We start from the raw sequence: 12,265 nt of genomic DNA on the forward strand, positions 1-12,265 counted from the left end.
TGTGGGAGCCGGGCTCGCCCGCGATGGCGGTGTGTCAGCCTGCACACCTGGACCTGATAAACCGCTATCGTAGGCAAGCCAGCTCCCACATTTTTGATCGGCGTGGTGTCAAGGCGGACTGTTTTTCAGGCGGCCTGCCGTGTCGATACTCACCACCACCGACAACCCCGGCCGCAGGCGCTCGCTCTCGGCCTGATCCGGGTCCACCGTAATCCGCACCGGCACCCGCTGGGCGATCTTTACAAAGTTGCCGGTGGCGTTATCCGCCTGCAACAGGCTGAACTCCGAGCCGGTCGCCGGGGAAATATGCTGCACCGTGCCGTGAAACTTGCGGTGGTTGAGCGCGTCCACGGTGAACGTCACCGGCTGGCCGACCTGCACATTGTCCATCTGGGTTTCTTTCATGTTGGCGATCACCCACAACTGCGGCGGCACCAGCGCCATCAACTGCGCGCCGGAGTTGACGTACGCGCCCAGGCGCACGCCGATCTGCCCCAGCTGGCCGTCACGCGGTGCAATGATGCGGGTGTTGGACAGGTCGATACGCGCCAGCTCCACGGCCGCATCGGCACTGGCCACCGCCGCTTCCAGGGAGCCGCGATTGACGATCACGGTTTGCAAATCTTGCCGGGCGATTTCCAGGTTGGCCTGGGCCTGCGCCACCGCTGCGATGGTCTGCGCGTTTGCGGCGCGGGTCACGTCCAGCTCGCGCTTGGACACCGAACCATCGCTGATCAGTTCTTCATTGCGGCGCAAGTCGGCGGTGCTTTTGCGCGCCTGGGCCTGGCTGTCCACCAGCGCGGCCTGGCGCAGTTTGATGGTGGCTTCGGCGCTGTTGCGCTGCTGCACCACATTGGCCAAGGAGGCTTTCTGCACCGCCAATTGTGCCAGCGCCTGGTCGAGCCGCTGCTTGTAGATGCGGTCATCCAGGCGCACCAGCAGGTCGCCGGCCTTGACGTACTGGAAGTCCTGCACCGGCACTTCATACACATAGCCGCTCAGTTGCGGGCCGATAATCGTCACCTGGCCGCGCACCAGGGCGTTCTCGGTGGTTTCCACCGCGCTGCTGAAGGGCGGCAATTGCCAGGCATACAGCACGATCAACACACCGACGATGGCAATCGCGGCAAAGCCCAACGACGAGACGATGCGCACCCGCAACGAGCGCGGCTCCGTTACGCTGGAGCCCGGTGGTGGCGTGCCTTCCGGGGTGGAGGCGATGGCGTTGGTGGTAGTGGTGGTGGTTTCGGTCATGAAGTAACGCCGCTGGGTTGAACGGGAGGGGCTGCTGCTTTGGTGGTACTCATCAGCCACAGGCTGCGGGTGAAGATCCAGAGCATGGTGAGGATTGCGATGATCGCGATCAACATGAACACATCGTTGTAGGCCATCACATTCGCCTCGCGCGTGGCCGCCGTGGCCAGGCTGCGAATGCCCATGAGGTTGCGCAGTTCCGGGTCGGCAATCACGCCGCCGTAGGCCGAGCCGCCGCCCTGTACCCGCGCCGCCACGCGTGGGTCGAGCAAGGTCAGGTGTTCGACGATCATGCTGGAGTGGTATTTCTCCCGCACGATCTGGAACGTGCCCAGCAACGCCGCACCAATCAGGCCGCCGAGGTTCTGGCAGATGCCGAACATCACCGAGAAACTCACCAGGTTGCGCGGGTTGGTCAGTACGTTTTTAGTGCCCAGCACCATGGTCGGTCCCAGGAAGAAGGTGCCGCCAAAGCCTAGCAGGAACTGGCTGATATACAGGTTTTGCGGGCGGGTGAGATTGCTGGAGAAACTGTCCATCACCGAGCCTGTGGCCATCAGCGCCAGGGAGATGATCAACGGCATCAGCAGGTGCGCCGGGTTGATCGTCAGCGCGCTGACCACCAGCCCGGCAATCGCCCCGGCCAGCATCACCACGTAGAGGGTGTGCATCTGCTGGTAGCTCATGTTCAGCATCTGCATAAAGCCCACCGCGCCGGTGGACTGCTCGGACAGCACCATGCGAATCAGCACCACCGCCAGCGCCAGGCGAATCATCGCCCCGCTGCCGAGCCAGCGCGTCATCAGCATGGGGTTGGCGCGGTTATGTTCGATGGCCAGGCCGGCCATGATCAGCACCAGCGAACAGGCCGAGGCCACGCCGATCCAGGGCGCTTCCAGCCACCAGTCGATACGCCCCAACGACAGCACCGCACAGAGCAACGCCACGCCGCTGGCGAGGATGGCAAAGGTGAGAAAGTCGAGTTTTTCAAAGGTTTTGAAACGGTCGCCGGGCGGCAGTTTGAGCATGAACACACAGCCCAGGCAGATCAGCGCCATGCCCAGTTCGAACAGGTACAGCCCGCGCCATTCGGCAATTTGCAGCAAGTCTTCGGAGAACAAACGCGCCAGCGGCAACGCCAACTGCGCGGTGCCCAAGCCCAGCACCAGGGCTTTGAGCCGCCACTTGGCCGGGAACGCCTGGATCATGTAGTACAACCCCAACGAACTCAGCGCCGCGCCAACCATGCCGTGAGCGGCCCGTACTGCAATCGCAGAACTCAAGTCATTGACGAACAAATGGCCGAAGGTCACCAACGCATACAGCACCAGGAACACCTCGGTAAACGCCCGCAGGCCGAACTGCTGACGAAACTTCACCAGCAGCAGGTTCATGCACACGTTGGTCATCACATAGGCGGCCGGCAGCCAGGCCATTTCGGCGGTGGTGGCACCCAGCGCGCCTTGCAGGTATTGCAGGTTGGCGATCACCAGAGCGTTGCCGAGCCCGCCGGTAATTGCCACCAGGATCCCGACCAACGCAAACAGCCAGCGCTTGTGCGTAGGGTGCAGCGGCGTCGACGGCGAGCCCGGCAAGCTCGGCCGCTCGTGGGGTTGCCAGGTGTGGGGGGTGTATTTATCCATCGCATGACCTTGATGAGCCGACGTGCAAGGTCGGTAAATCCGTAACTCAGGGACCAGTAAACCTGAGAGGCGTTCATCTTGCCATGTCTGGTGCGGGCACGGTCAAAACTGTGGGAGCTGGATTGCTTGCTGTGGCGGTGGGTCAGTCACACCGCCATTGCAGGCAAGCCAGCTCCCACAGTTGGAATGCATTAGACCTTGAGATCAGAGCGCAGCCTTGACCAGCATCCCCGCAGCCACCACCACACACAGGCTGGCAAAGCCCACCTGCAAGGCGCGCGCGGGGATTATCGAACACAGGCGCCGACCGGCCAGCATGCCGACAATACTCGCGCCGATAAACACCCAGCCCATCGGCTCAATGCTCACACCGGCCTGCATCGACCCGGCCACGCCGATCAGCGAAATCAGGCTGATCACCATGAGCGAGGTGGCGACAATCCCGCGCATCTGCACATCGGTCAGTTGCTTGAACGCCGGCACGATCAGGAAGCCACCGCCCACGCCGAGCAAGCCCGACACCGCGCCAGTCACGGCCCCCAAAGCCGCTAACGTGGCACTGCACTTGGCGGTCCAGGCCAGGCGCCCGGTCTGCTGGTTGAGCATGCAGTTTTTCTGGCCCCAGGACGCGGCGCCATGGTCGCTGGGCCCGGCCTCGACCTTTTCGCGTTGCAACATGCGCCAGGCCACCAGCACCATCAAGGCGCTGAACAGGCCCATCAGCAGGTGTTCGGGTAACTGGTGGGCAATAAATACGCCCAGCGGCGAAAACAGCGCGCCCAGCAACGCGATCAATAAGGCCGCGCGGTAGCGCACCAGGCCATGGCGCAACCCGTCAATGGCGCCGACCGCCGCCGCTGCGCCCACGGCGAGCAACGACACCGGGGCGGCCTGGGTCATGGTCAAGCCCAGCCCCAGCACCAACGCCGGCACTCCGAGAATGCCGCCGCCCGCGCCGGTGAGGCCCATGACCAGGCCCATCAATAAACCCAACAGACTTGCCAGCAGCATTTAATCCACCTTGCTCAGGCGGGTCAGCCACTCGCGGCCTTTGAGCATGCCGTTCCAGTAGAACCACGGCAGCAGCGTGGCCTTGAGGAACCACATCGAGCGGCGTGCCTGGGTCGGGTCCAGCGGGAAGGTCGGCAGCAGCTTGCCGCCATAGCCGAACTCGGCCAGCACCACCTTGCCCTTCTCCACCGTCAACGGGCAGGAACCATAGCCGTCGTACTTGAGCGGCAGCGGTGCCTGTTTGCGCAGGGCCAGCAGGTTTTCGGCCACCACCACGATCTGCTTGCGCACGGCGGCAGCGGTCTTGGCGTTGGTGGTGCCGCACACATCGCCGAGGCCGAAGATGTGCGGGTAGCGCAGGTGCTGCAGGCTGTGCGGGTTCACCTCGCACCAACCGGCAGGGTCTGCCAATGGGCTCTGGCGGATAAAATCCGGGGCCACTTGCGGCGGGACCACGTGCAGCAGGTCGAAGGACTTTTCTTCGACAGTGGCCTTGCCTTCGGCGTCTTTGACTTCAAACCAGGCTTTGCGCGCCGGGCCATCGACCCTGACCAGGTTGGCATTGAACGCCAGGCGAGCGTTGTATTTCTCCACGTACTTCATCAACGGCGGCACAAAGGTCGCGACGCCAAACAGCGCGGCACCGGCCAGGTTGAATTCGACGTCGATGTTTTTCAGGTTGCCCTGCTTGAGCCAGTGATCGCAAGACAGGTACATGGCTTTTTGCGGCGCGCCTGCGCATTTGATCGGCATGGCCGGCTGGGTAAAAATCGCCTTGCCGCTCTTGAGCTGCTGTACCAACTGCCAGGTGTAGGCCGCGTGTTCGTAGCTGTAGTTGGAGGTGACGCCGTTCTGGCCGAGGGTCTGTTCCAGGCCGTCGATTTTTTCCCAGGCCAGCCGCAGGCCAGGGCACACGATCAGGTTGTTCCAGGTCACGCGCTGGCCGTTGTCGAGCACCAGGGTTTGCTCGTCGGGCAGCAACTCGGCGACAGCGGCCTGCACCCAGGCGACGCCATTGGGCAGTACGTCGGCCAACGGCCGTCGGGTCTTTTTCAGCTCGTAGGCGCCACCACCGACCAGCGTCCAGGCCGGCTGATAGCAGTGGTAGTCGTTAGGTTCGATGAGGGTGATGTTCAGCTGCGGGTCGCGTTTGAGCAGGCTGGCCAGCAGGCCGATGCCCGCCGAGCCGCCGCCGATGACTACGATGTCGCCACTGATGGTCGGTCCACAGTGTTGCTCGGTCATGGTCTTTTGCCTTTTATCGTCAATGCACACAAGGGTCGCTGCCGTATGGCGTCACGCCCAGCTTTTTATGACCGCGCCGCAGTACAAGCCGGACAAGGTCTTCATCACTTGAATCACTTCGTGGCTGGCCAGCCCGTAGAAAATGTATTTACCTTCCCGACGGGTGGCGACCAACCCTTCGTCACGCAAAATGCCCAACTGTTGTGACAGGGTGGGCTGACGCACGCCGGTCATGGTTTCCAATTCGCCGACATTGCGCTCGCCCTGGGTCAACTGGCACAGGATCAACAGGCGGTCCTCATTGGCCAGTGCCTTGAGCAAGGAACACGCCTTGGACGCCGATGCGCGCAACTGGGCGACTTCGCCTTCACTCAATGTAGATTCCATTTGCCTTGGGTCCTTTACGTCACTTAAGCTCAAAACATTATGTGTAAACGTAAACTGATTGTAACCACTTTTTTCGCTTCCGGGGACCGCCGCCATGCCAGCGTTGATTCAAGCCTTTCTGGACGAGGCATCGTCGACCTTCACCTACGTCATTTATGAACACGAGGGCGGCCCGTGCGCCATCGTCGATTCGGTACTCAATTACGATGCCGCGTCCGGACGCACTGAAACCACCCAGGCCGATAAAGTCATCGCGTTCGTGCGTGAGCACGGTTTGCAGGTGCAGTGGCTGCTGGAAACCCACGCGCATGCCGATCACTTGTCCGCTGCGCCTTACCTGCGCCGCACGCTCGGCGGCAAAATCGCCATCGGCCAATCCATCAGCAAGGTGCAGGATGTGTTCAAGCGCCTGTTCAACCTGGAGCCGGAATTTCGCGTCGACGGCTCGCAGTTCGATCACCTGTTTGCGCCGGATGAAATCTTTCATATCGGTAACTTGAAGGCCCAGGCGCTGCACGTGCCCGGCCACACTCCCGCCGACATGGCGTACCTGATCGACGGTCGCTTGATCCTGGTGGGCGACACGCTGTTCATGCCGGATGTGGGTACCGCGCGTTGCGATTTCCCCGGCGGCGATGCGCGGCAGTTGTATGCGTCGATGCGCAAGCTGTTGGCCTTTCCATTGGAGACGGAACTGTACGTGTGCCATGACTACCCGCCTGAAGGCCGCGAGGCCAAGTGCCTGACCACGGTCGCCGAGCAGCGCGCGGGCAATATTCATGTGCATGACGGGGTGGATGAAGCGGCGTTTGTGCAGATGCGCACCCAGCGCGATGCCGGGTTGGGAATGCCGACGCTGTTGCTGCCGGCGATTCAGGTGAATGTGCGGGCGGGGAATATGCCGCCGGCGGAGGAAAACGGCGTGACGTATCTGAAGATTCCCCTTAACCAACTGTAAAAACGCCGACTTCCATGTGGGAGCTGGCTTGCCTGCTCCCACATGGGTTGGTGTGATTCAGTTGCCCAGGCTGATGCCATTGGCCGGCAACGGCAGCGCGGTCTTGTAGCGCACCTGCTTGAGCGCAAAGCTTGAGCGGATATTGGCCACGCCCGGCACCTTGGTCAGAAAGTCCATCATGAAACGCTCCAGCGACTGGATCGTCGGCACCAGTACCCGAATCAGATAATCCGGGTCGCCCGCCATCAAGTAACACTCCATCACTTCCGGCCGGTCCGAGATCGCGCCCTCGAACTGCTGCAATGCCAGCTCGTTCTGCTTTTCCAGGCTCACGTGGATGAACACATTCACGTGCAGCCCCAGCAGGTCGGCGTCCAGCAAGGTGACCTGATCACGGATAAGCCCCAATTCCTCCATGGCCTTGACCCGGTTGAAGCACGGCGTGGGCGACAGGTTGACCGAGCGGGCCAGGTCGGCGTTGGTGATACGGGCGTTCTCCTGCAGGGCGTTGAGAATGCCGATATCGGTACGGTCCAGTTTGCGCATGAGACAAAATCACCTGTTTATTATGTTTATGCAGTTTTTTTATCCGCAAATGGTCGTGAGCGCAATGAAACACAGATAAATATTCTTCTACGCCACGCCTATGATGTTTGTAGGACAAGATTTCTCCTACCCGGAGACTGACTGTCAGCTAGCGCGCCCACTACAAGAAATTCACAAGATCGAGCGTAGAAAGCCATGAACCAGCCGTATGCACCATTGCGCCTGCACGTTCCCGAACCCTCGGGCCGCCCAGGCTGCAAGACCGACTTTACCTACCTGCGCCTGACTGACGCAGGTACGGTGCGCAAACCCGCCATCGACGTAGAACCCGCCGACACCGCCGACCTCGCCAAGGGCCTGATCCGCGTGCTCGATGACCAGGGCCAGGCCCTCGGCCCGTGGGCTGAAGGCGTATCCGCCGAGATCATGCGCAAAGGCATGCGCGCCATGCTCAAGACGCGCATCTTCGACAACCGCATGGTGGTCGCCCAGCGTCAGAAGAAAATGTCGTTCTACATGCAAAGCCTTGGCGAAGAAGCCATCGGCAGCGCCCAGGCCCTGGCCTTGAACATTGACGACATGTGCTTCCCCACCTACCGCCAGCAAAGCATCCTGATGGCCCGCGAAGTGCCGCTGGTGGACCTGATCTGCCAACTGCTGTCCAACGAGCGCGACCCGCTCAAAGGCCGTCAGTTGCCGATCATGTATTCGGTCAAGGACGCTGGTTTCTTCACCATTTCCGGCAACCTCGCCACTCAATTCGTGCAAGGCGTGGGCTGGGGCATGGCCTCGGCGATCAAGGGCGACACCAAGATTGCCTCGGCCTGGATCGGCGACGGCGCCACCGCCGAATCGGACTTCCACACCGCCCTCACCTTCGCCCACGTGTACCGCGCGCCGGTGATTCTCAACGTGGTCAACAACCAGTGGGCCATCTCCACCTTCCAGGCCATCGCCGGCGGTGAAGCCACGACCTTCGCCGGACGCGGCGTGGGTTGCGGCATCGCTTCCCTGCGTGTGGACGGCAACGACTTCATCGCCGTGTATGCGGCGTCTGCCTGGGCCGCCGAGCGGGCGCGCCGTAACCTTGGGCCAACCCTGATCGAGTGGGTCACCTACCGCGCCGGCCCGCACTCCACCTCGGACGATCCGTCCAAATACCGCCCGGCCGATGACTGGAGCCACTTCCCGCTCGGCGACCCTATCGCGCGCCTCAAACAGCACCTGATCAAGATTGGCCAGTGGTCCGAAGAGGAGCACACGGCGGTCAGTGCCGAGCTTGAGGCCGAAGTGGTCAAGGCGCAGAAAGAAGCCGAACAGTACGGCACCCTGGCCGGCGGCCAGATTCCAAGCGCCGCGACCATGTTCGAAGACGTTTATAAAGAGATGCCGGAGCACTTGAAGCGCCAGCGTCAAGAGTTGGGGGTCTGACATGAACGATCACAACAACAGCATCGAATTGGAAACCGCCATGACCACCACCACCATGACCATGATCCAGGCCCTGCGCTCGGCCATGGATGTGATGCTTGAGCGTGACGATAACGTGGTGGTGTTCGGCCAGGACGTCGGCTACTTCGGCGGCGTGTTCCGTTGCACCGAAGGTTTGCAGACCAAGTACGGCAGCTCGCGGGTGTTTGACGCGCCGATCTCCGAAAGCGGCATCGTCGGCGTTGCCGTGGGCATGGGCGCGTATGGCCTGCGCCCGGTCGCCGAGATTCAATTCGCCGACTACGTGTACCCGGCCACCGACCAGATCATCTCCGAAGCCGCCCGCCTGCGTTATCGCTCGGCCGGCCAGTTCACCGCGCCCTTGACCATGCGCATGCCGTGCGGCGGCGGCATCTATGGCGGCCAGACCCACAGCCAGAGTATTGAAGCGGTGTTCACCCAGGTCTGCGGCCTGCGCACGGTGATGCCGTCCAACCCGTATGACGCCAAGGGCCTGTTGATCGCCTCGATCGAAAACGACGACCCGGTGATCTTCCTCGAACCTAAACGCCTGTACAACGGCCCGTTCGATGGCCACCACGATCGCCCGGTTACACCCTGGTCCAAGCACCCGCAAGCGCAAGTGCCGGACGGTTACTACACCGTGCCGCTGGATGTGGCCGCCATCGTGCGACCAGGCTCGGCCGTGACGGTGCTGACCTACGGCACCACTGTGTATGTATCGCAAGTCGCCGCCGAAGAAACCGGCATCGACGCCGAGGTCATCGACCTGCGCAGCCTGTGGCCGCTGGACCTGGAAACCATCGTCAACTCCGTGAAAAAGACCGGCCGTTGCGTGGTGGTGCACGAAGCCACTCGCACCTGCGGCTTTGGTGCCGAGCTGGTGTCGCTGGTGCAAGAGCATTGCTTCCATCACCTGGAAGCGCCGATCGAACGCGTCACCGGTTGGGACACACCCTACCCGCACGCGCAAGAGTGGGCGTATTTCCCAGGGCCGTCCCGTGTGGGTGCGGCGTTGAAACGGGTCATGGAGGTCTGAATGGGCACGCACGTTATCAAGATGCCGGACATTGGCGAAGGCATCGCAGAAGTTGAACTGTCGGTATGGCATGTCAAGGTCGGCGACCTGGTGGTTGAAGACCAGGTGCTGGCGGATGTGATGACCGACAAGGCGATGGTGGACATTCCCTCGCCAGTGCACGGCAAAGTGATTTCTCTGGGCGGCGAGCCCGGCGAAGTCATGGCGGTGGGCAGTATTTTGATCAGCATTGAAGTCGAAGGCGCCGGGAATGCCAAGGATGCGCCGGTGGTGGCTGAGCCGGTGAAAGCAGCCCCCGTGGTTGAAGCCAAACCAGCGCCAGTGGTTGAAACAAAGCCGGCAGCCAAGCCCGCTGCTGCTCCGGTAGCCCGTGCCGCCGATGAACGCCCATTGGCTTCACCTGCCGTGCGCAAGCACGCGCTGGATGCCGGTATTCAATTGCGTTTGGTGCAAGGTACTGGCCCGGCGGGTCGGGTGCTGCACGAAGATCTGGACGCTTACCTGCAACAAGGTGCAGCCCAGCCTTCGGGCACCGCCAACCCTTATGCCGAACGCAACAGCGAAGAACAGATCCCGGTGATCGGCATGCGCCGCAAGATCGCCCAGCGCATGCAGGACGCCACCCGCCGCGCCGCGCATTTCAGCTACGTGGAAGAAATCGACGTCACGGCGCTGGACGAGTTGCGCGTGCACCTCAATGAAAAGCACGGCGCCAACCGCGGCAAGCTGACCTTGCTGCCGTTTATCGTGCGCGCCATGGTCGTGGCGTTGCGCGAGTTCCCGCAGATCAACGCCCGTTACGACGACGAAGCCCAAGTCATCACCCGCCTGGGCGCGGTGCATGTGGGCGTCGCCACCCAAAGCGATGTGGGCCTGATGGTGCCGGTGGTACGTCACGCCGAAGCCCGCAGCCTGTGGGGCAACGCCGAGGAAATCGCACGTTTGGCCAGCGCCGCGCGCAATGGCAAGGCCAGTCGTGATGAGCTGTCGGGCTCGACCATCACCCTCACCAGCCTGGGTGCCTTGGGCGGCATCGTCAGCACGCCGGTGCTGAACCTGCCGGAAGTCGCGATTGTCGGCGTCAACCGCATCGTTGAACGGCCGATGGTGATCAAAGGCCAGATCGTGGTGCGCAAAATGATGAACCTCTCCAGTTCCTTCGATCACCGTGTGGTCGACGGCATGGACGCGGCGCAATTCATCCAGGCCATTCGTGGCTTGCTCGAACAACCCGCCAGCCTGTTTTTGGAGTAAGGCATGCCTCAGACATTGAACACCACGCTACTGATCATCGGCGGCGGCCCTGGCGGTTATGTGGCGGCGATCCGTGCTGGCCAACTGGGCATCCCGACCATTCTGGTCGAGGGCCAGGCGCTGGGCGGCACCTGCCTGAACATCGGCTGCATTCCCTCCAAAGCCTTGATCCATGTGGCCGAACAGTTCCAGCAAACCGTGCATCACAGTCAAGGGTCGCAACTGGGCATTGAAGTGGATGTGCCGACCCTGAACATCCGCAAGAGCGTGGAATGGAAAGACGGCATTGTTGACCGCCTGACCACCGGCGTGGCCGCCTTGCTCAAGAAGCACAAAGTGCAGGTGATCCACGGCTGGGCCAAGGTGGTCGACGGCAAGACCGTCGACGTCGGCGACCAGCGCATTCAATGCGAGCACCTGCTGCTGGCCACCGGCTCGAAAAGCGTCAACCTGCCGATGCTGCCGATTGGCGGGCCGATCATCTCGTCAACCGAAGCGCTGGCGCCGACCCGCGTACCCAAACGCCTGATTGTGGTGGGTGGCGGTTACATCGGCCTGGAGCTGGGCATTGCCTACCGCAAGCTCGGCGCCGAAGTCAGTGTGGTCGAGGCGCAGGAGCGCATCCTGCCCGCCTACGACGGCGAGCTGACGCTGCCGGTGGCCGAATCGCTCAAGCAGTTGGGGGTCAAGCTGTACCTCAGCCACAGCGTCACCGGTTTCGAAAACAACCGCCTGCAGGTACGTGACCCGAATGGGGAGACGCTGTCGCTGGAAACCGATCAGGTGCTGGTGGCCGTGGGCCGCAAACCCAACACCCAGGGCTGGAACCTCGAAGCGCTGAACCTGGCGATGAACGGTGCGGCGATCAAGATCGACAACCGTTGCCAGACCAGCATGCGCAACGTGTACGCCATCGGCGACCTGAGCGGCGAGCCGATGCTCGCGCACCGGGCCATGGCCCAGGGCGAGATGGTCGCCGAACTGATCAGCGGCAAACACCGCGAATTCAACCCTGCGGCGATTGCGGCGGTGTGTTTTACCGACCCGGAACTGGTGGTGGTCGGCAAGACCCCGGACGAAGCCAAGGCGGCCGGCCTGGACTGCATCGTGTCGAGCTTCCCGTTTGCGGCCAATGGCCGGGCGATGACCCTGGAGTCGAAAACCGGCTTTGTGCGCGTGGTAGCACGGCGTGACAACCACCTGATTGTCGGCTGGCAGGCGGTGGGCGCTGGTGTGTCTGAGTTGTCTACGGCCTTTGGCCTGAGCCTGGAGATGGGTTCGCGCCTGGAAGATGTGGCGGGCACCATTCATGCGCATCCGACCCTCGGCGAAGCGGTGCAGGAAGCGGCTTTAAGAGCATTGGGCCACGCGTTGCACCTGTAAACTGCCGCATTCCCCTGTGGGAGCGGGCTTGCTCGCGAATGCGGTATATCAGTCACCTATGTGTTGACTGACACACTGCATTCGCGAGCAAGC

General features: G+C 62.2%; 11 protein-coding genes. 5 read left to right on the plus strand and 6 right to left on the minus strand.

Annotated elements, in window-relative coordinates:
- Nucleotides 1-108 precede the first annotated feature (108 nt).
- The 5 genes from BFP92_RS22375 to BFP92_RS22395 form a co-directional block, all read right to left on the minus strand.
- The gene (locus BFP92_RS22375; RefSeq protein ID WP_065931131.1) at nucleotides 109-1,254 is read right to left on the minus strand and encodes an HlyD family secretion protein; all 1,146 of its coding nucleotides are present in this window, start codon (nucleotides 1,252-1,254) and stop codon (nucleotides 109-111) included.
- Nucleotides 1,251-2,897, minus strand: a complete 1,647-nt coding sequence (locus BFP92_RS22380; RefSeq protein ID WP_065931132.1) for an MFS transporter — start codon at nucleotides 2,895-2,897, stop codon at nucleotides 1,251-1,253. The genes BFP92_RS22375 and BFP92_RS22380 overlap by 4 nt, the downstream gene beginning before the upstream one ends.
- 204 nt (nucleotides 2,898-3,101) lie before the next feature.
- Nucleotides 3,102-3,908 (minus strand): sulfite exporter TauE/SafE family protein, encoded by an 807-nt coding sequence (locus BFP92_RS22385; RefSeq protein WP_065931133.1) that lies wholly within the window; start codon nucleotides 3,906-3,908, stop codon nucleotides 3,102-3,104.
- The gene (locus BFP92_RS22390; RefSeq protein WP_065931134.1) at nucleotides 3,909-5,153 is read right to left on the minus strand and encodes an NAD(P)/FAD-dependent oxidoreductase; all 1,245 of its coding nucleotides are present in this window, start codon (nucleotides 5,151-5,153) and stop codon (nucleotides 3,909-3,911) included.
- A gap of 51 nt (nucleotides 5,154-5,204) precedes the next feature.
- Nucleotides 5,205-5,540, minus strand: a complete 336-nt coding sequence (locus BFP92_RS22395) for an ArsR/SmtB family transcription factor (RefSeq protein ID WP_017136253.1) — start codon at nucleotides 5,538-5,540, stop codon at nucleotides 5,205-5,207.
- A 94-nt stretch (nucleotides 5,541-5,634) separates the two neighbouring features.
- Here BFP92_RS22395 and BFP92_RS22400 point away from each other — a divergent pair, with 94 nt between their 5' ends.
- Nucleotides 5,635-6,498: an MBL fold metallo-hydrolase gene (locus BFP92_RS22400; protein ID WP_065931135.1), complete on the plus strand. Its 864-nt coding sequence runs from the start codon at nucleotides 5,635-5,637 to the stop codon at nucleotides 6,496-6,498.
- A gap of 57 nt (nucleotides 6,499-6,555) precedes the next feature.
- Here BFP92_RS22400 and bkdR read toward each other — a convergent pair whose 3' ends face one another.
- On the minus strand, nucleotides 6,556-7,044 hold the full coding sequence (bkdR, locus tag BFP92_RS22405; protein ID WP_056861361.1) for a Bkd operon transcriptional regulator BkdR: 489 nt from the start codon (nucleotides 7,042-7,044) through the stop codon (nucleotides 6,556-6,558).
- 195 nt (nucleotides 7,045-7,239) lie between these two features.
- Between bkdR and BFP92_RS22410 the strand changes: the two genes are divergently transcribed.
- Genes BFP92_RS22410 through lpdA form a run of 4 tightly spaced genes read left to right on the plus strand, consistent with a single transcriptional unit; the run spans nucleotide 7,240 to nucleotide 12,172 of the window.
- Nucleotides 7,240-8,475 (plus strand): 3-methyl-2-oxobutanoate dehydrogenase (2-methylpropanoyl-transferring) subunit alpha, encoded by a 1,236-nt coding sequence (locus tag BFP92_RS22410; protein ID WP_017136256.1) that lies wholly within the window; start codon nucleotides 7,240-7,242, stop codon nucleotides 8,473-8,475.
- A 1-nt stretch (nucleotide 8,476) separates the two neighbouring features.
- Nucleotides 8,477-9,535, plus strand: coding sequence for an alpha-ketoacid dehydrogenase subunit beta (locus BFP92_RS22415; RefSeq protein WP_017136257.1), 1,059 nt, complete (start codon nucleotides 8,477-8,479; stop codon nucleotides 9,533-9,535).
- Nucleotides 9,536-10,789, plus strand: a complete 1,254-nt coding sequence (locus BFP92_RS22420) for a dihydrolipoamide acetyltransferase family protein (RefSeq protein ID WP_065931136.1) — start codon at nucleotides 9,536-9,538, stop codon at nucleotides 10,787-10,789.
- A gap of 3 nt (nucleotides 10,790-10,792) precedes the next feature.
- Entirely contained in the window at nucleotides 10,793-12,172 is a 1,380-nt protein-coding gene (lpdA, locus tag BFP92_RS22425; protein WP_065931137.1) for a dihydrolipoyl dehydrogenase, read from the plus strand.
- Nucleotides 12,173-12,265 lie beyond the last annotated feature (93 nt).

Source organism: Pseudomonas sp. 58 R 3 (assembly GCF_900006605.1).
GTDB lineage: Bacteria > Pseudomonadota > Gammaproteobacteria > Pseudomonadales > Pseudomonadaceae > Aquipseudomonas > Aquipseudomonas salomonii.

Coding starts and splice junctions, on each gene's coding strand:
- BFP92_RS22375 (WP_065931131.1), bottom strand. CDS start 1,254: ATGACCGAAACCACCACCACTACCACCAACGCCATCGCCTCCACCCCG.
- BFP92_RS22380 (WP_065931132.1), bottom strand. CDS start 2,897: ATGGATAAATACACCCCCCACACCTGGCAACCCCACGAGCGGCCGAGC.
- BFP92_RS22385 (WP_065931133.1), bottom strand. CDS start 3,908: ATGCTGCTGGCAAGTCTGTTGGGTTTATTGATGGGCCTGGTCATGGGC.
- BFP92_RS22390 (WP_065931134.1), bottom strand. CDS start 5,153: ATGACCGAGCAACACTGTGGACCGACCATCAGTGGCGACATCGTAGTC.
- BFP92_RS22395 (WP_017136253.1), bottom strand. CDS start 5,540: ATGGAATCTACATTGAGTGAAGGCGAAGTCGCCCAGTTGCGCGCATCG.
- BFP92_RS22400 (WP_065931135.1), top strand. CDS start 5,635: ATGCCAGCGTTGATTCAAGCCTTTCTGGACGAGGCATCGTCGACCTTC.
- bkdR (WP_056861361.1), bottom strand. CDS start 7,044: ATGCGCAAACTGGACCGTACCGATATCGGCATTCTCAACGCCCTGCAG.
- BFP92_RS22410 (WP_017136256.1), top strand. CDS start 7,240: ATGAACCAGCCGTATGCACCATTGCGCCTGCACGTTCCCGAACCCTCG.
- BFP92_RS22415 (WP_017136257.1), top strand. CDS start 8,477: ATGAACGATCACAACAACAGCATCGAATTGGAAACCGCCATGACCACC.
- BFP92_RS22420 (WP_065931136.1), top strand. CDS start 9,536: ATGGGCACGCACGTTATCAAGATGCCGGACATTGGCGAAGGCATCGCA.
- lpdA (WP_065931137.1), top strand. CDS start 10,793: ATGCCTCAGACATTGAACACCACGCTACTGATCATCGGCGGCGGCCCT.